Genomic DNA, 18,694 nt, shown 5'->3' with positions numbered 1-18,694 from the left:
GTGTGTGAGTGAGACATATACTGATTGCAACACATGGCCGCATAGCCAGTGGATTAAAATCGGCGCTGAAACTGTTTTTGAATAAAGCGGATGATATTACAGTTATCGATGCATATGTTGGGGAGGCAGATGAGAACTATGAGCGTGATTTGGAGTTGTTTCTCGGTGGGATGCAGGAGGGGGATGAGGCATACATATTTACAGATATCAAAGCCGGGAGCGTAAATCAGAAGGTGATGGCCGCCTTAGACGGTTTCGATAAGAGGACGGTTCTGGTTACTAATGTCAATCTGCCGCTTCTCGTCGGCCTTCTGGTGGAGGACGATGTGAAGACACCGGAAGAAATAAAGGCAATGATAGAGATGGCTCAGCCGGAGGTCATATCGCTTGAAGAGCTGAAGAAAAATCACGTATACACAACAGAAAATGACTTTTTTTAGGAGGAGGTAAGACAATGATACCATCGTTAAGGATTGATGACCGTCTGATTCACGGTCAGATCGCGCTGGTCTGGAGCAAAGCCTTCGGAACCAACCGAATTGTGGTGGCTAATGACAAGGCGGTGACAGATGAAGTGACGAACGTGTCGCTGCAGATGGCGGTTCCGACAGGAATCAAGCTTTTAATCAAGACTGTGGATGATGCGGTTAAACTGTTCCATGATCCGAGAGCGACAGAGAGCAGTATTTTCGTATTAACAAACTGTATCGCTGATGCGGTGAAAATCGTAAAGGCCTGTCCGGGCATGATACAGTCGGTAAATGTGGCAAATGTCGGCAGGTTTGATACGTCACCGTCATCGGAGAAACAGGTATTATCAAGTACAATCATTGTGAATAGGGCAGAGCTGGAGGCGCTGAAAGAATTGGCTGCTATGGATATTCCTGCATATCAGCAGGTAATACCAAGTGATGCAAAAAAACCGGTAAAAGACCTGTTAAAGGGGCATTGATCAGAGAGGGGGAAACAGTAAATGGTTTTACGTGCATTTTTAGCAGCATTAGCGTATTTTATCTGTTATGGAGGCAACTGGCTGTTTGCACAGTCCATGACGGAGCGGCCAATCGTGGTCGGATTTATCACGGGTTTATTTTTAGGGGATATTAAGACAGGAATCATTGTGGGAGCCGCGGTCGAGGCGATCTTCATGGGTTCTGTGAATATTGGGGGAAATATTTCGGCAGAGCCTGCAGCTGCGGCAACCTTTGCAGTAGTTATGGCAACCATGGAAAATATCAGCGCGGACGCGGCGCTGGCTTTATCCGTTCCGGTTGGCGTTTTTTCAGCCTTCCTTTTCATGATTATCAACAATGTTTTATATAACTTCACAGCGCCTATTATCGACCGCCTCGCTGAAAAGGGCAACGATAAGGGTCTTATTACCATGAACTTTACGATGTGGTTTATCCGATTCTTTATCGTGGCTCTATGCATGTTCGCTGGTCTGCTGGCAGGCGGCGCAGCCATCGAAGCCGCGATTAACAGTATTCCGGCAGTAGTTCTGACAGGACTTAATACCGCTGGAAAATTCCTCCCGGCAGTGGGTCTTTCAATCCTCATGAAAATGCTTTGGAACAAACAGCTGGCAATCTATTTCTTCCTGGGATTCATTATGGTTGTATATTTAGGACTTCCGCAGGTCGCCATTGCGGCACTGGCAATTATTCTGGTAATTTCGGTTGCATTGCGGGATATGGAGCTTCATAAGCTTCAGGAGACCAGAACAGCCGTAACACCAGTTGACAGAGAGGAGGATTTCTTCGCATGAAACAGAACACAATGTCAAAAGAAGACAGAAAGATGCTGAACTCCATTTTCTGGAGATCCATGTTCTTATCATCAGGCCGCTGCGGCGGTCAGGTGAGAATGCATGCCGTTGGATTTATTAACAGCATTCTGCCGGCTCTTCGGCGCTACTATAAGGATGATCAGGAGGGCTACCGCCAGGCACTGATGCGCCACACTACATATTTTAATATGACACAACACGTGTCCACCTTCTGTATGGGGCTGGTTGCATCCATGGAGAAGAAAGCATCGGAAGACAGTACCTTTGATACCAGTTCCATATCCGCGGTAAAGACCTCCCTGATGGGACCAATGTCGGGAATCGGCGATTCGATTTTCTGGGGAGTCCTACGGCTTCTGGCCGCGAGTATTGCAATAACTTTTGCTGCCAGTGGTTCAATTCTGGCTCCGATCTCTTTCCTTCTCATCTTTAATGTGCCCGCATTTATCTGTCGGTATTATTTAACCTATAAGGGATTCAGCCTTGGTACAACGTTTTTATCGGATATGCAAAAGAGCGGAACAATACAGATCCTTACAAAGGCCGCCAGTATTTTGGGCCTTGTTATGATCGGAGCGATGGTGGCATCTACAGTTACCTTTAAGTGTGCGCTTGCCATTCCCGTTGAGAATGCCGATCCAATTACGGTTCAGACGTATCTGGATTCTATCTTCAAAGGGCTGGTACCTCTGTCACTGACTCTGGGCTGCTTATATGCGCAGATGAAGAAAATCAATATTAATATAATCATGCTTCTGGTTCTGGCACTCGCTATGATTCTGGCTTTGTTGGGGGTTGTTTAAAGACTGCCTGCCAGGTCGAGGCCCTGCAGGACAGGCTCCTCTCTCAACATAAATAAACAATTATTTAACACAGAATGGCAAAGGTTCCCGAATTACTGGGCCTTTGCCGTTTTAATGTCAGAAATAAATCTTAATACCTTTCAAAAAGCACCATAATATGGTAGAATATTCCGATAATCACGCAAGAAGGTTTTTCCCGACACCGAGCCACAAATTTCAACATTTACATAAAAATGAAGTCTGTCGGATTTTGTGACCAGGCCTGGATTTGGATCGAAGGGTGATTATTTCACTTCGGGGGCCATCGGAGGAAAATGTGGGAAAAACGCCCGCCTTTTGTCGAAAAATGCGACAGAATTCCATTGCGGCAATTCGGGGGCAAGTCTATAATGGCTTTACACTAATCATTCAATCAACAAGAAAGGGAGAGTAGGAAGATGTCGGAAATCAGTATTGCAATAGCGGACGATAACCTGCAGACGCTCAGTCTGTTAAACGATATATTGGAGGGAGAGGAGGATTTCCATGTCGTCGGGAAGGCGGATAATGGAGAAGATGCTTACAACATGATTGTAAAAACGAGCCCTGATGTTGTCTTATTGGATGTCATTATGCCGAGAATGGACGGAATTACGGTGATGGAGCGCGTGCGCGGCAATGCAGCACTGACTAAGATGCCGTCGTTTATTATGGTAACAGCGGCCGGAAGTGAGAATATTACCGAAGATGCGTTCCGCATGGGCGCCAATTATTACATCATGAAGCCTTTTAATAAAGATATTGTTGTCGATAAAGTCAGAAGAGTCGGACACAGGAAAGCGAAAACATCGGGACTTTCAGGCATGAAGAAGGTCAAGCCATATGTGAACAAGAATGAGTACATGGAACAGAATCTGGAAAATGACGTGACTCAAATGCTTCATGAAATCGGCATCCCGGCTCATATCAAAGGATATCAGTACTTAAGGGATGCCATTGTTATTTCCGTGCAGGACCAGGAAATGTTAACCAGCGTTACCAAAATTCTCTATCCGTCCATAGCCAAGAAGCATCAGACAACGCCGAGCCGTGTGGAGCGTGCGATCCGCCATGCCATCGAGGTTGCGTGGAGCCGGGGCAAGATGGATACGATCAATGATCTCTTCGGATATACCGTCAGCACCGGAAAAGGCAAGCCGACAAACTCCGAATTTATCGCCCTGATTGCGGATAAAATAAGACTGGATTACAAAAAACTTTAGAAAATCTATCACAAATATACTTCCTTATTTAATCAAAATGCAGTATACTATAAGACAAAGAGTGGCGCCCTCAGGGGTGACTGTAAATGAGGGAGGTTTTTTGATGAAGAAGATTTTATTCGTTGCATCGGAGGCAGTACCTTTTATTAAAACCGGTGGACTTGCTGATGTAGTAGGTTCCCTTCCCAAATGTTTTGATAAGGAATATTTTGATGTCAGGGTTATGATTCCCAAGTATCTGTGTATGAAAGAGTCGTGGAGAAACGACATGGAGTATGTAAACCATTTTTACATGGATTACATGGGACAGAGCAGATACGTTGGAATTCTTCAGTACGTATACGAGGGAATTACTTTTTACTTTATTGATAATGAAGGCTATTTTAACGGACCAAAGCCATACGGCGACTGGTACTGTGATTTGGAAAAATTCTGCTTTTTCTCAAGGGCGGCATTGTCAGCGCTTCCGGTAATTGGATTTCAGCCGGATGTGGTACACTGCCATGACTGGCAGACGGCGCTTATACCTGTCCTGTTAAAAGACCGGTTCCATGACGGAGAGTTCTTCCGCAGCATGAAGTCGGTTATCACCATCCACAACTTAAAGTTCCAGGGAGTGTGGGATGTCATGACGATCAAGAGGCTGACAGGCCTCCCGGATTACTACTTTACACCAGATAAACTTGAAGCATACAAGGATGGCAACCTGTTAAAGGGCGGCATTGTTTACGCCGACGCCATAACCACTGTAAGCGAGACGTATGCCGAGGAGATCAAGATGCCATTCTATGGCGAAGGGCTGGACGGCCTGATGCGGGCGCGTGCAAACAGCCTGCGTGGTATTGTAAACGGCATTGATTACGATGATTTCAATCCAGAGACGGATCCTTACATTGTGCAGAAGTACAATGCAAAGAATTTCCGCAAGGAAAAGATAAAGAACAAACGGGCCCTGCAGGAAGAACTGGGACTGCCCCAGGACGACAGGAAGTTTATGGTCGGTATAGTATCCAGACTGACTGACCAGAAGGGCCTCGATTTGATCCAGTGTGTTCTGGACGAGATATGTCAGGACGATATCCAGCTGGTTGTGCTGGGAACTGGAGAAGAGCGGTACGAGAATATGTTCCGCCATTACGACTGGAAGTATAATGACAAGGTATCCGCGAATATTTTCTATTCCGAGCCGATGTCCCATAAGATTTATGCGGCCTGCGACGCATTTCTGATGCCGTCCTTATTTGAGCCGTGCGGTTTGAGCCAGCTGATGTCGCTTCGCTACGGAACCGTTCCGATTGTCCGCGAAACAGGCGGTCTGAAGGATACAGTGGAACCGTATAACGAGTTTGAGAACCGTGGAACCGGATTCTCATTCCAGAATTACAACGCTCATGAGATGCTGGCGGTTATTCGCTATGCAGAGCGCATATACTATGATAAGAAGCGGGAGTGGAATAAGATCATAGACCGCGCGATGGCGATGGATTATTCCTGGAATACTTCGGCTGTCAAGTATCAGGAACTGTATGACTGGCTGATTGGCTATTGAGTTCAGATAAAGAAGGAAGCGGACATAGCATGAAAAACAAGTGTTTTACTCGGGAAGAAAAGGAGGAGGTGCTCCGCTGGGCGGAGGACTCTTCCTGGATCAATCAGGAGCGGTATGAGGATGATGAAGCGTATCTTGCGTGTGTAGAGGACATTCTGGAAAATCCTGTGTTTCAATCCATGGATTATTTTATGCAGCATGGGGATACTACCTGTAAGGCGCACTGCATCAAGGTATCCTATTTAAGTTACCGGATCTGCCGCCGCTTTGGATGGGACTATGTACAGACCGCCAGAGCAGGACTTCTGCATGATTTATTCTTATACGACTGGCATACCCATGCGAAGGAGACGGGAGAACACTTTCACGGATTTACCCATCCGCGCAGGGCGTTAGCCAACGCAGAGAAGTACTTTGACTTAACGGATAAGGAAAAGGACATGATTCTGCGCCATATGTGGCCGCTTACCCCGGTTCCGCCAAAGAGCAGGGAAGGGATGGCCATCATTTATGCGGATAAGTTCTGCGGCCTGGCAGAGACGGCCGCCAGAGTAAAAAGGTGGGTTTTATACAGCCTGAGAGCGGGAAGAACCGCTTAACCGGCTGGATGGATCCTCTGATACAAAAAGCAGGAGAAAACCATGACATTTTGGGACGAATTACTGGCAAATCAGGTTCTGATGAGCGCTGTCACCGGCTGGGTGGTAGCTCAGGTACTGAAGACAATCATCGACCTTGCCCTGAATAAAAGCTTTAATCCGGAGCGGCTGGTGGGATCGGGCGGTATGCCCAGCTCCCACTCCGCAACGGTATGTGGAATGACGACCGCCGCCGCCTTGCATTACGGCGTCGGTTCTTTTGAGTTTGCAGTATGTTTTATCCTTTCCATGGTGGTTATGTATGACGCCATGGGAGTCCGCAGGGAGACAGGAAAGCAGGCGAAGCTGTTAAACAGCATACTGCTTGAGAATCCGCTCAAGTTAAGCGGAGAGGTGTTGCAGGAAAAGTTAAAGGAATATGTGGGACATACTCCGCTTCAGGTGGCGGCAGGTGCCATTCTTGGCATTGCTCTCGCCGTTTTCATGGCGCAGTATTATTAAAAAAGTCGGAATATTTCCGTGAATCGTAAGAAATTAATTCTTGATTTCTTAAGATATCCATATTATACTTTAACAAGTTAAAAAACTGTTAAAGTTGGAGGTACAATGGATATGACGATTTACCATACGATTAACTGGTTTTTCGCGTTTAGTTTCATCGGTTACCTTCTGGAATGTACCGTGCTCAGCTATGAGAACCGGAGACCGGTGTTGAACCGGGGATTTGGACATGGCCCGTTTTGTGTCATATATGGCTTTGGAGCGCTGGGGGCCTGCCTGATTCTGGAACCGCTGGCAGGACAGCCTGTGGAGCTGTATTTTGCTTCCGTGGTGATGGCAACTTCCATGGAACTTGTGACGGCGCACATTATGATTAAGCTGTTCGGAGCATTCTGGTGGGATTACAGCCAGAAGCCATTCAATTACAAGGGCATTATCTGTCTGGAAAGCAGTATTGCCTGGGGATTTTTAGGATTATTTTTCTTCAAGTTTTTAAATGGGTTTGTAAGCCAGCTGGTGGATGTTGTTCCGATCGGTCTGGAACGCCTTGTGGCCTTGGGACTCTTATCCTTCTATGTAGCGGATTTTACATACACCATGCGGTATCAGCTTAAGGCCGCGGAGATGGAAGAAGAGGAAGGCGTGTCAGTCGTGGGGCGTCTGAAAGTATATTGATGGTTGGCGGGATTCGTAAAGGGTCCCGCTTATTTCATTCTTGGAAACGCGCCCAGATGTGAGCGTGGTAACGTGTCCGGTTGTGAGCATGTGTGCCGTGCTTATGTGTGAGAATCCGGACGGCCGGGCTTTTAAAACAGAACAGGAGGCAGATAGTTTGACTGAAGACAGAGAGATCGTTCTTGCATCCGCGTCACCGAGGCGCAGGGAACTGTTAGGACAGATAGGAATCGTGCCGGAGATTATTCCCAGCACGCTGGAAGAGAAGATAACGACCGACAGGCCGGAGGAGGTTGTAAAGGAGCTGTCGCTTCAAAAGGCCGCTGATGTGGCGGAGCGTTGTGCGAAGGGCACGATTGTGATCGGTGCGGACACGGTGGTGGCCGCGGAAGGCCGGATTCTGGGAAAGCCTAAGACCCATGAGGATGCGGAGCACATGATTGCGCTTCTGGCAGGGAAGACCCATCAGGTGTACACGGGAGTGACCATGATCGTATGCGGCCAGGAAGGCAGGGCCCGCAAGACATTTGCAGAGAAGACGGATGTGCATGTCTATCCGATGACGGCTGAGGAGATCCATGAATACGCTTTTTCAGAGGAACCCATGGACAAGGCCGGGGCTTATGGAATTCAGGGAAAATTCGCTTCTTACATCAAAGGGATTGACGGGGATTACAATAATGTAGTAGGATTGCCTGTAGGACGTGTTTATCAGGAAATGAAGAGCCTTTTGACGCTCACAGCAAGGAGGAATAACGGATGATTAAACTGATCGTATCCGATATCGACGGCACACTGGTGCCGGATGGAAGCCATGAGATGAACCCGGAGCTTCTCGATGTGATCATGAAAATTAGAGAAAACGGGGTACAGTTTGCGGCTGCCAGCGGCCGTCAATGGGCCAGCATTGAGTCGATATTCGGACCAATCAAAGAAAAAGTATTTTACTTATCCGACAACGGAGCCTATGTGGGCTGCCATGGCCGGAATTTATTTCTAAATCCCATCGACAGGGAAACGGTGATGGATATGGTGCGCGATGTGCGCCGGATGGAGGGCCTTGAGGTGATGCTCAGCGGCCCTGATGTGGTCTATTTAGAGACGGAGAAGCAGGAGTTTGTAGACTGGCTGGTGGAGGGATACCAGTTCCGCGTGGAACAGGTACCGGATTTGACGATGGTGGACTCCCAGTTCATCAAGGTGTCCATATACCGTGAGACCGAGGTGGAGGAATACACCAGGGAGCTGAGAGAGAAATACAAAGACAGGTTTAAGATTACCATCGCAGGCGATATGTGGATGGACTGCATGAAGCCGGGAATCAACAAGGGACAGGCCGTGAAGCTTTTACAGGACAGTTTGGAGATCAAACCGGAGGAGACGATGGCTTTCGGCGATCAGCTAAATGATATCGAGATGCTGGAACAGGCGTACTACAGCTTTGCCGTAGGAAATGCCAGGCCGGAGGTGAAAGCCACAGCCAGGTTTCAGACGGATACCAATGTGAACGACGGCGTGTTAAAGATTCTGAAGCTTTTGGTATAAGCCCCGTTGGATACGTAAGAATCAGCAGGGAAGTAAGGGACGAAAGGGAACGAGGATGCGATTTATTCATACATCAGACCTCCATATTGGCAAGACCGTCAGTGGATTCTCCATGCTGGAGGAACAGAAAGCGGCACTGAAACAGATCATGGATTACGTAAAAGAACGGCAGGCAGATGCCGTTCTTTTGAGTGGTGACTTATATGACCGTTCCGTGCCGCCTGCCGCAGCAGTAACCATGTTTGACGCGTTTTTGACCGGACTGTCCGAAATGGGAGTGACGATTCTGGCCATTGCCGGGAATCACGACTGTGGAGAGCGTATCGGATTTGCCAACCGGATTCTGGAAAAGAGGGGCCTCTATCTGGAGGGAAAGCTGGAAGCTCCGGTACGGTTCGTGGATATCCCCGACCAGTGGGGCTTTGTGCGTGTTCATCTGGCTCCGTTTGCAAAGCCGGCGGAGGTTAGGTCCCTCTACCGGTGCGAGGGCAGCATGAAGACGTTTGAAGAGAGCTTCGAGGAAATTCTCCGCCATGTGACATACAGTCCCGGAGGAAGGGATATTCTGATGGCCCATCAGTTTGTGGTGAACCAGGGATTGTTGCCGGAGCTCTCCGATTCGGAGACACGGGTGTCTGTGGGCGGAACGGATCAGGTGGAAGCGGCATTGTTTCAGCCATTCTGCTATACGGCTCTGGGGCATATCCACGGCTGCCAGCAGATCGGGAAGAATCCGGTATACTACAGCGGCTCGCCGGTAAAATACTCTTTTTCCGAGTGCAGTCACCGGAAGTCGGTGCTGTACGGTGAGGTGGGAGAGAACGGGAAGGTCACGCTGGAACGCCTTCCGCTGACGCCGGTCCACGATATGCGAAAGATCAGGGGCCGTCTGGCAGATTTAATTCTCCCGGAGGTTGTGAGCGCGGCGGATCCGGAGGACTATATCCTGGCGGTTTTAACGGATGAGACGGAGCTGCTGGATCCGATCGGAACACTCCGAAGCGTCTATCCCAATATCATGCAGTTAAAATGGGAAAAACGGGCGGTGGAGCAGGACGATACCGTGATCCATGATGATATTATGAAGGAAAAGGGTCCGTATGGACTGTTTGCGGATTTTTACGAGCTTGTTACGGGAAAGACCATGTCAGAAGAGCAGGAAGCCGTGATGAGGGAGACGGCTGAACAGGCAGAGGAGGAGGTTTCATGAAGCCGACAGCGCTTGTTTTGAGCGGATGGGGGCCTTATAAAGGTGTGGAACGGGCAGATTTTGAGGCCATGCAGCGGGGGCTGTTTCTGATCTCAGGACCGACCGGCGCCGGAAAGACCACGATATTTGACGGAATTACCTTTGCTCTTTACGGGGAGGTCAGCGGAAGCATCCGGGAGAAGGACAGTCTGCGGAGCGATTTTGCGGACGCTTCCACACCCACGTATGTGACGCTCACCTTTTCCCATAGAGGAAAGCAGTACCGGGTTACCCGAAATCCAAAGTATGACAGACCGAAGCTTAAGGGCGAGGGAATGACCACGGAACTGGAGGGCGGCGAGCTCTACGAAGAAGAGGCGCTTCTGGCCTCAGGAAGCACGCAGGTGACGGAGCGGGTGACGGAACTGCTGGGACTGGATTACCGCCAGTTCCGCCAGATATCCATGATCGCCCAGGGGGAATTTCAGCAGCTTCTTGTGTCCAGCTCCAAAGAGAGAACCCAGATATTCCGCGATATTTTCCAGACTCGGATCTACGATACGATGACGGCGCTGCTGTCCTCCAGAGTGAAGGCCCTAAACGGCCGGATCGATGAGGTGAAGCACCGGGCGGACGAGATCACGGGAACGTTCCGCATTGAGAATGGGGACTGGGAAGAACTGAAATCAAAGAAAAACCGGAATTACCGAAAGCTTTTGGGATTTGTGGAACAGGAAAATGAACGGCTGGGTAACCGGGAGAGAGAACTGGCCTCCCGCCTGGGAGAACTGGACCAGACCTATAAGGACCGGGTGAGGGCGATCGAGGAGCTGCGAAGCGGCAACCAGGCAGTCCGAAAGTATGAAAGTGACAGGAAGACCCTGGCAAAGCTGGAAGAGGAGCGGGACGGCTTAAAAGAACAGAAAAAAGAGCTGGCCAGGGCATACGGCCGCCTCCCCGCCCGCCGGGAAAAGCTGGAGGGGAAGAAGTCGGATTTACGCGTGCTGGAGGAGCAGAAAAAGGGGCTTGCCGCATGGAAGGCCGCGCGCAGACAGCTGGTTGAACGGCAGGAAAAGTATCTAAAGCTCGATGGAGAAGCAAAGGAAAAGAAGCGGATTTACGAATATCAGGATGACTGTTTTAAGAAAGCGGCTGCGGGAATTATTGCAAGGGATCTGGTGGAAGGATTTCCGTGTCCGGTCTGCGGCTCCACTGTCCATCCGGCTCCCGCGTCCATGGAAGGCGAGGTGCCGGACGAGAAACAGATCCGGCGGCTGAAGGCGGACTATGAGGCGGCATTAGAAAAGGCATCGGCGGCCGCGAGCGACGCGGCGGCGCTGGTGGGCGCCGTAAAAAATATGGAAGAAAACCTTGGTTCTATGGATTTATCGGACGGCGGAGAGCGGGCTTTTCTCGAAATCGAGGAAAGGCTGCGCCTGCTGGAAGAAGAGACAAAACAGGAAGAAAAAGAGATCCGGGAGTGTGAAAAGGCCTACCAGGACTGCGCGGTTAAGCTGGAAAAGCAGAAAGCGGCTTATTCCCAGTTAAAGGCGGCCATCCGGGTTCCAAAACAGACGGAGCTGGTGGAACTATCCGGATTTGAAGCGGCGCTTACGGAATGTGAGAGAGACCGCAGGCAGACGGCCAAGGAAAAAGAACGGACGGGAGCGGCTCTGGTTTTGAACCGGCAGTCACTGGCCACTCTGAAAGGCCATCTGGAGGAAAAGGAAAAGCTGGAGACAGAGTACAGCGTGGTCCGTGAACTGGAACGGGCGGCCGGGGGATATAACGGCCGGAATCTGGTATTTGAGCAGTACGTCCTATCCGTCTATTTTGAGGACATTCTCCGGGCGGCAAACCGGCGCCTTCTCAAGATGAGCGGGGAGCGGTACGAACTGCACCGGCTGGACAGAACAAGAGACAGGAGAAGTAAGGAGAGCATGGAGATGGAGGTGCTTGACCAGTATACGGGCAAGCGCCGTTCCGTGAAGAGCCTGTCGGGAGGCGAGGCGTTTAACGCTGCGCTGGCACTGGCGCTGGGGACCTCCGATGTGATACAGAGCTACGCGGGAGGCATCCAGGTGGAAGCTCTCTTTGTGGACGAAGGCTTTGGCTCTCTCGATGCAGAATCCCTGGAACAGGCGGTGGCGATTCTGACCTCTTTGAGCGGCGGTTCCAGTATGGTTGGAATCATTTCCCATGTGGAAGAATTGAAAGAACAGATCGGCAGCCATATTCTGGTAGAAAAAACGAATCAGGGAAGTAGAATCGTGACAGAAAGTATGGTATAATGGCGGCAGACATTATACTGGCGCCGGTTCGGTGCCGTCCGGAGGATGGCAAAGCACAGACCGAACCGTGCGCATCCCCCGGAGGGAATCATGGCCGAAGGACATGGTATAATACTATTCGCATAACACATTGGAGAGTTTTTCATTCATACAGGAGTTGTCCATGAATTTTAAATATAGAAAAAAAGTGAAACAAACGCTGGCCGCTGTTCTGGCCGCCATGCTTCTTACCGGCTGCGCCAAGGGGCTTCCCATGGTCTCAGAGGTAAATGAAATGAAGGCATACACACTTCCGCAGTCCATGATTATTGTGGCGACTGAGCGCAACCGTTACCAGCAGGCATATACCGGCCAGATCTGGAGCGTGGAACTGCCGGATGGGGAGACATTTGAGACGTATCTGCTGGGGCAGGCCCAGGAATTCCTTCAGGAGATGAAATGGATGAATCTTCTGGCAAAGGATAAGGAGATTATCATCACGAGCGCCGAGAAGGAGGAGATCCGGAAGCTGTCGGAGGAGTATTATGAGTCTCTGACCGAGGATGACATCACGTACATGGGGGTGAAGGAGGACGATGTGCGGACGATGTATGAGGAATACTTCCTTTCCAACAAGGTGGTCAGTGAACTGACAAAGGATATGAATCTGGAGATCAGCGACAGTGAGGCAAAGGTCATAACCATCGACCAGATCGTCCTCTCAGACGGGAATACAGCCCAGGACGTGCTGAATCAGGTGAACGAAGACGGGGCGGACTTCGAAGCCATTGCACGGGAGTATTCAGAGGATAACGAGATTCAGAAACAGCTGGGACGCGGAGAAGCGAGGAAAGCGCTGGAGGATGCGGCATTTTCCCTGACGGCAGGCGAGATCAGCCCGGTGGTGGAGGATAACGGCATGTTCTACATCATCAAATGTGTGAGCGACTACGACGAGGATGCCACACAGGCGAGAAAGGATAACCTGTACCAGCAGAGGAAAAAGGACGCGTTCGGGCAGATATACGATCAGTTCAAGGCAGAGAATCCGGTTACATTCAGCAACGATATCTGGGATGGAATTAAGTTTTCCATTGACGATAAGACGACGACCACGAATTTTTTTGACTTGTACAGAAAACATTTTCCCAATTCATAATGGGGAAGGAAAGCAGAGGGGCATTCCATGGCAGAAGGGGGAAGGAGCAGCCGGGGCAGGAGCCGGAAGCGCAAAAGTACCAGGGGGAAGGCAGTTTTTGTCACGGTGCTTAAGTTTATTATGGTCCTTTTGATTGCAGCGGGACTTTTATTTTCCGGCACCTATGTATACCGGTACTGGGAAGGAAGCCGTACATCGACCACACCGCTGGAAACCGGCAGAGAGATTGTGCCGGAGACGATGAAGATCTATGAATAGCCTGTAAATAGCGGTTGGGCTTGAGCGCAGAAGAACGAGATAAGGAAACAGGAGGCTCCATCAGCTGGCGCCCCCTGTTTCCTGTTTTTTATTCAAGTCTTTCAATCCATGTTTGCTTTGTTAAAATAAGCAGTCACCAGATCAACAAGTGCTTTCTGATCCGCAGTCCCCATGACCTCCCTGGCGGAGTGCATGGCCAGCATCGGGATTCCCGCATCCACGGTGCGCATGGTTAAATAGCTGGAGGAAATACTTCCGAGAGTCGATCCGCCCTTCATATCGGAACGGTTGGAGAATTTCCTGTATGGAATTTTGGCATTTCTGCAGATGCTTTCAATCATTCCCGTGCTGGTCGCGTCGGTCGCGTAGGACTGGCTGGCCGACAGCTTGATGGCGACTCCGTCTCCCATGAGGATCTGGTTCTTGATATCACATTTTTCGCTGTGGTTGGGATGAATCGCGTGTGCGACGTCGAGGGACAGCATGAAGCCGTCAAACAGGGCGTTTAAGTAGGATTCTCTGGAGCAGCCGAGGGACAGGAAGAGCTTTTCCAGCACACGGTCCATGAGCAGCGAGGCGGCTCCCTGTTTCGTGCTGCTTCCGATCTCCTCATTGTCGTAAAGCGCGATCACATGTATCTCATTTCCGGCAGTGCTGTTCATGATACCGCTTAAGCAGGCCTGCACGGAGGTCAGGTTATCGAGACGCGGAGCGGAATAGAATTCACCGTCAAGTCCGCATAAAGTGCCGCTCTCCGTATTGTAGACGTAGATTTCGTAGTCCAGTATATCCTGCTTTTCCACACCGGCTTCGGCGGCCAGAGCCTTTAAGAAGAAATCTTCCTTTTCCAGGTCACTCTTAATTAAGGTTAAGAGCGGGAGCATGTCAACCTGCGGATTGACAGCGACGCCCTGATTGGCCTCCCGGTTCATGTGGATCGCCAGGTTTGGAATCGTGAGCACCGGGCGCTTAAAGTCCACGAATATGGTTTTCGTGCCGGACGGCGCATCACTGGTCACGCAGACTTTGCCTGCCATGGACAGCGGTCTGTCAAACCAGGTGTGAAGAAGCGGTCCGCCGTAGACCTCTGTGTTGAGTTTTCCGTACCGTCCTGAAGTTACCTCCGGAGAAGGCTTTAATTTCAGACAGGGCCAGTCCGTATGGGAGGCGGCCAGTTTAAGCTTCGGCGTCTGATCCGCCAGCTCGCCGATGGTAAATGCGATGAGCGTCGAATCGTATGCTTTTATATAGTAGGAGTGTCCCTGCTCCAGTTTCCAGGAACCGGAAAGGGAGAGTTCTGTAAATCCGGCGCCGTCTAAGGAAGCGGCGGCCGTCATGATGCAGTGATACGGGGATACGGAAGCGGAGATAAGCCGCTCCAGCTGTTTCATATCATTCATAGGTTTGACCTCTTTTCTGTGTAATTACAGCTTTTAGTATATCACAAAGTGGAAGAGGTGGGAATTGGTTCTTCTGATTTAAAAATGATTTTCCAAAGGTTATAAATATTTGTTACCAGGGAAAATACGAATGGCGTCCCCGCGCCTTCTATGGTAAAATAGTTCCATTGAGAACGAAGCGGAATACAGACGAGGAGGAGCAAAATGAACTTCTTTAAAAATCGAAAAAAAGCGGAGACTCCGGGAACTGATGGGAATGGGGATCATAATAGAAAGTCGGCTTTTACCTGTTGTGAATTTGACAGGAGCAGCTGGTTTCTCGTATTTTCCGCCTGCCTCGGCAAGGTGATGGCGGTTCAGGATGCGTGCAGGGATCTGGTTGTAAAGGACCGGGACTGGAATGTGGATTTTTCACGGGGCGTGATCGCTTTTGGAACAGACGAGTATCCCCTGCAGTTTCTTGGAAGCGAGGCGTCTTCTTCCAATACGTGGCTGTGGGGCTGGGAAAATGTGAATGGTTTTCCAGATGAGATTCTTCAGACGGCGAACCAGGTGAGAGCCGCGGGAGAAAAGTGGGGACTTGAGCCGCTTACGACTGCGGAATTTGAACTGACGGACAGTTTTAACGGCCATTCACTGTCCATAGTGGCCTGTGGGTTAGCGGAGCATTGCTGTTATTACCGGGGGCCGCATTCCGGCGGCGCGGTTCTGGTGGCCTTTTCCGGTGTCCCGGAGGAGGTCTTCGCACCGGTTACCGGGCAGAAATTTGTATCGCTTACCATGCAGTGTATCCAACAGTTTTCTGTCGACCATAAACTGTTTGTCGAGAGCTTCTTACTCTGGAATGAAACGCCGTATGAGTGGCAGGATCTTACGGTGAGGGCGCATTTTAAAGACGATCCCATTTTTAAAAATGACCTGATCATCGAATATGAGATCGTGGACAGCTTTTGGCGAATTAAATGCATGAAGAATACGGGGAGAATGTGAAATGATAGCATTAAGAATTGAAGATATCAGACAATTTACAGCCAAACTCTTTGTGGGAGAGACTTTTGATCACTTCCTGATCAAGGAAGCGGAGATTGTTACCTTTAATGTGTTTACCATCGACGGTCATATCCGCCAGGGGTATTATTCTGAAGAGGAGCTGGAGGAGAATCAGATGGAAGAACTGTCTTCCTGGAAGATGATCCGGCCATACTGTTTTTCACTGATTAAGGGGAAGAAGCTTCCGGGCAGCTTCCAGATTGTGCTGCAGATGCCGCCTCAGGCAGTGGATAAGTTTGTAACTGGCCATCAGATGCCTTTGAAGGCGGATCAGGTCAATGGCCTGTACTTAAATATTCGTTATGAGGAAGGAAAACTGTTCTGCGTGACCGGCACATCGGTCTCGATTTTTACATTGGACAAGACCCTGGATATGGAATGGGATCAGGCGGTGAGAAGCTTTTTGAAGAAAAACGAGATCATTTTCCAGGAGGAATAGGCGATTACTAGCACTCATTTAAAATGAGTGCTAATTTTCTATTGACATTTGGAAAATGGAGTATTAAAATACTCTTTGCAGGCAAAGAGTGAGAAACCATGGCAAACCATGGAAAAATATACAGCAAAGAGTAAGGAGTGTATGGATATGGCAAAGACAGGTAGTTTGACAATTAACAGCGAAAACATATTCCCGATTATCAAGAAGTGGCTTTATTCGGATCACGACATTTTCTACCGTGAATTAGTGTCTAACGGCTGCGATGCGATCACGAAATTAAAGAAGCTTGAGGTCATGGGAGAGTGGCAGAAGCCGGAGGACGTAGAATTTAAGATTACCGTGACGGTGGATTCCAACGATAAGACGATCACCTTCACCGATAACGGCCTCGGTATGACCATGGAAGAAGTGGATGAGTACATCAACCAGATCGCATTTTCAGGAGCACAGGATTTCCTGGAGAAGTATAAGGACAAGGCCAATGAGGATCAGATTATCGGCCATTTCGGACTGGGCTTCTATTCCGCGTTTATGGTAGCGGATAAGGTGACGATCGATACATTATCCTATCAGGAAGGTGCGGCGCCGGTTCACTGGGAATCCGACGGCGGCACGGAATATGAGATGGAAGAGGGGGATAAGACCTCTTTCGGAACCACGATTAAGCTGTACCTGAATGAAGAGAGTCTGGAGTTCTGCAACGAGTACCGCGCCAGAGAAGTGCTGGAGAAGTACTGCTCCTTCATGCCGGTGGAGATTTATCTGGAGAATTCCTCCGCTGAACCGCAGTATGATACCATCGAGAAGGACGAGCTGACCGAGAAAGACACCATTATCGAGACGATCGTCGAGGAAGCCAAGACCGAGGAGAAAGAGAATGAGAACGGCGAAAAAGAAGTCGTAGAGATTTCTCCAGCCAGGGAAAAATATAAGATCTTAAAGCGTCCCGTTCCGGAGAATGACATCCACCCGCTGTGGAACAAGCATCCGAACGAGTGTACAGAGGAAGAGTATAAAGGCTTTTACCGCAAGGTATTCCATGATTACAAGGAACCGCTGTTCTGGATTCATTTAAACATGGACTACCCGTTCAACTTAAAGGGAATCTTATACTTCCCGAAACTGAACTTAAATTATGACAGCCTGGAAGGCGTAATCAAGCTTTACAACAACCAGGTATTTATCGCAGACAACATCAAGGAAGTAATTCCGGAGTTCTTAATGCTGCTGAAGGGCGTGATTGACTGTCCGGATCTGCCGCTTAACGTATCGAGAAGCGCGCTGCAGAACGACGGCTTTGTCAAGAAGATTTCCGATTACATCACAAAGAAGGTAGCGGACAAGTTAAGCGGTATGTTTAAGACTGACCGTGAGAATTACGAGAAGTACTGGGATGATATCAATCCATTTATCAAATTCGGCTGCTTAAAGGACGAGAAATTCGCTGAAAAGATGAATGATTATATCATTTTCAAGAATCTGGAAGGCAAGTATTTGACTCTGGCCGACTGCCTGGAGGAGAATAAGGAAAAGCACGAGAACACCGTATTCTATATCACAGACGAGAAGGAACAGAGCCAGTACATCAATATGTTTAAGCAGGAAGGCATGGACGCGGTTTATATGACTCAGAATATCGACAGCCCGTTCATCAATTTCCTGGAGCAGAAGAATGAGAATGTGAAGTTCCTGGCTATCAACTCAGACTTATCAGACAGCTTTAAGGAAGAGATGACGGAAGAGGCCAGGGAAGCCATGAAGGGCGATGCGGACGCGCTGACAGAGGTGTTCAAGAAGGCACTTGGCAACGATAAACTGGAAGTAAAAGTGGAAAAACTGAAAAATGAAGCCGTTTCTTCCATGATTACGGTCTCCGAAGACAGCCGCCGTATGCAGGAGATGATGAAGATGTACACCATGCCGGGTATGGATCCGTCCATGTTTGGAGCCGGCGGTGAGACTCTGGTGCTCAACTACAACAATAAGCTGGTTCAGTACGTTCTGAATCACAGAGAGGGCGGCCACATCCAGGAAATCTGCGAGCAGCTGTATGACCTGGCTGCATTAAGCCACGGATCCCTGACTCCGGAGCGCATGACGAAATTCATTGCGAGAAGCAACGATATCATGATCCTCATGGCAGATATGGGGAAAGAAGTGGAATAAGAAACTAAGAATGATTGGGGATACCATTTTCCGCTCCCTTATGATATACTAGGTACTATGA

Annotated in this window: 19 protein-coding genes; 18 read left to right on the top strand and 1 reads right to left on the bottom strand. The window is 49.4% G+C overall.

Annotated elements, in window-relative coordinates; translation table 11 throughout:
* Nucleotides 1–8: 8 nt before the first annotated feature.
* The 15 genes from DFR60_RS02195 to DFR60_RS02125 all read left to right on the top strand — a co-directional run bounded on the left by DFR60_RS02195 (nucleotide 9) and on the right by DFR60_RS02125 (nucleotide 13,578).
* Nucleotides 9–440: a PTS sugar transporter subunit IIA gene (locus DFR60_RS02195; protein ID WP_110321412.1), complete on the top strand. Its 432-nt coding sequence runs from the start codon at nucleotides 9–11 to the stop codon at nucleotides 438–440.
* A gap of 14 nt (nucleotides 441–454) precedes the next feature.
* On the top strand, nucleotides 455–952 hold the full coding sequence (locus tag DFR60_RS02190; protein ID WP_110321411.1) for a PTS sugar transporter subunit IIB: 498 nt from the start codon (nucleotides 455–457) through the stop codon (nucleotides 950–952).
* Between the two features lie 21 nt (nucleotides 953–973).
* Nucleotides 974–1,768 (top strand): PTS mannose/fructose/sorbose/N-acetylgalactosamine transporter subunit IIC, encoded by a 795-nt coding sequence (locus DFR60_RS02185; protein WP_110321410.1) that lies wholly within the window; start codon nucleotides 974–976, stop codon nucleotides 1,766–1,768.
* Entirely contained in the window at nucleotides 1,765–2,592 is an 828-nt protein-coding gene (locus tag DFR60_RS02180; protein ID WP_055656431.1) for a PTS system mannose/fructose/sorbose family transporter subunit IID, read from the top strand. Before DFR60_RS02185 ends, DFR60_RS02180 begins: the two co-directional genes overlap by 4 nt.
* A gap of 437 nt (nucleotides 2,593–3,029) precedes the next feature.
* Entirely contained in the window at nucleotides 3,030–3,833 is an 804-nt protein-coding gene (spo0A, locus tag DFR60_RS02175) for a sporulation transcription factor Spo0A (RefSeq protein ID WP_110321409.1), read from the top strand.
* Nucleotides 3,834–3,936: 103 nt separating this feature from the next.
* Nucleotides 3,937–5,382, top strand: coding sequence for a glycogen synthase GlgA (glgA, locus tag DFR60_RS02170; RefSeq protein ID WP_110321408.1), 1,446 nt, complete (start codon nucleotides 3,937–3,939; stop codon nucleotides 5,380–5,382).
* A 29-nt stretch (nucleotides 5,383–5,411) separates the two neighbouring features.
* Nucleotides 5,412–5,981 (top strand): HD domain-containing protein, encoded by a 570-nt coding sequence (locus tag DFR60_RS02165; RefSeq protein ID WP_110321407.1) that lies wholly within the window; start codon nucleotides 5,412–5,414, stop codon nucleotides 5,979–5,981.
* A gap of 42 nt (nucleotides 5,982–6,023) precedes the next feature.
* Nucleotides 6,024–6,482 (top strand): divergent PAP2 family protein, encoded by a 459-nt coding sequence (locus DFR60_RS02160; RefSeq protein ID WP_002600988.1) that lies wholly within the window; start codon nucleotides 6,024–6,026, stop codon nucleotides 6,480–6,482.
* Between the two features lie 111 nt (nucleotides 6,483–6,593).
* A complete protein-coding gene (locus tag DFR60_RS02155; RefSeq protein WP_110321617.1) occupies nucleotides 6,594–7,157 on the top strand; it encodes a putative ABC transporter permease in 564 nt (187 codons plus the stop codon).
* A 157-nt stretch (nucleotides 7,158–7,314) separates the two neighbouring features.
* Nucleotides 7,315–7,920 (top strand): Maf family protein, encoded by a 606-nt coding sequence (locus DFR60_RS02150; RefSeq protein WP_110321616.1) that lies wholly within the window; start codon nucleotides 7,315–7,317, stop codon nucleotides 7,918–7,920.
* Complete coding sequence (locus tag DFR60_RS02145; RefSeq protein ID WP_110321406.1) at nucleotides 7,917–8,702, top strand: HAD family hydrolase; 786 nt, start codon at nucleotides 7,917–7,919, stop codon at nucleotides 8,700–8,702. Before DFR60_RS02150 ends, DFR60_RS02145 begins: the two co-directional genes overlap by 4 nt.
* A gap of 55 nt (nucleotides 8,703–8,757) precedes the next feature.
* Nucleotides 8,758–9,912 carry an exonuclease SbcCD subunit D gene (locus tag DFR60_RS02140; RefSeq protein WP_110321405.1) on the top strand — a complete coding sequence of 385 codons (1,155 nt, stop codon included), beginning with the start codon at nucleotides 8,758–8,760 and terminating at the stop codon, nucleotides 9,910–9,912.
* Complete coding sequence (locus DFR60_RS02135) at nucleotides 9,909–12,182, top strand: AAA family ATPase (protein ID WP_110321404.1); 2,274 nt, start codon at nucleotides 9,909–9,911, stop codon at nucleotides 12,180–12,182. Before DFR60_RS02140 ends, DFR60_RS02135 begins: the two co-directional genes overlap by 4 nt.
* A 163-nt stretch (nucleotides 12,183–12,345) precedes the next feature.
* A complete protein-coding gene (locus DFR60_RS02130) occupies nucleotides 12,346–13,320 on the top strand; it encodes a peptidylprolyl isomerase (protein ID WP_110321403.1) in 975 nt (324 codons plus the stop codon).
* A 27-nt stretch (nucleotides 13,321–13,347) separates the two neighbouring features.
* Nucleotides 13,348–13,578, top strand: coding sequence for a hypothetical protein (locus tag DFR60_RS02125; RefSeq protein WP_110321402.1), 231 nt, complete (start codon nucleotides 13,348–13,350; stop codon nucleotides 13,576–13,578).
* A 101-nt stretch (nucleotides 13,579–13,679) separates the two neighbouring features.
* On the opposite strand, the gene DFR60_RS02120 is transcribed toward DFR60_RS02125, so the two are convergent.
* Nucleotides 13,680–14,978 (bottom strand): M18 family aminopeptidase, encoded by a 1,299-nt coding sequence (locus DFR60_RS02120; RefSeq protein WP_110321401.1) that lies wholly within the window; start codon nucleotides 14,976–14,978, stop codon nucleotides 13,680–13,682.
* A gap of 204 nt (nucleotides 14,979–15,182) precedes the next feature.
* Here DFR60_RS02120 and DFR60_RS02115 point away from each other — a divergent pair, with 204 nt between their 5' ends.
* The 3 genes from DFR60_RS02115 to htpG all read left to right on the top strand — a co-directional run bounded on the left by DFR60_RS02115 (nucleotide 15,183) and on the right by htpG (nucleotide 18,633).
* Nucleotides 15,183–15,968, top strand: a complete 786-nt coding sequence (locus DFR60_RS02115) for a DUF6882 domain-containing protein (protein WP_110321400.1) — start codon at nucleotides 15,183–15,185, stop codon at nucleotides 15,966–15,968.
* A 1-nt stretch (nucleotide 15,969) separates the two neighbouring features.
* A complete protein-coding gene (locus DFR60_RS02110) occupies nucleotides 15,970–16,467 on the top strand; it encodes a DUF5721 family protein (protein WP_002600978.1) in 498 nt (165 codons plus the stop codon).
* A gap of 147 nt (nucleotides 16,468–16,614) precedes the next feature.
* The gene (htpG, locus tag DFR60_RS02105; RefSeq protein ID WP_110321615.1) at nucleotides 16,615–18,633 is read left to right on the top strand and encodes a molecular chaperone HtpG; all 2,019 of its coding nucleotides are present in this window, start codon (nucleotides 16,615–16,617) and stop codon (nucleotides 18,631–18,633) included.
* Nucleotides 18,634–18,694: the final 61 nt, after the last annotated feature.

This window comes from Hungatella effluvii, assembly GCF_003201875.1.
Classification (GTDB): Bacteria; Bacillota; Clostridia; order Lachnospirales; family Lachnospiraceae; genus Hungatella; species Hungatella effluvii.
This window is presented reverse-complemented; position numbering and strand designations above follow the sequence as displayed.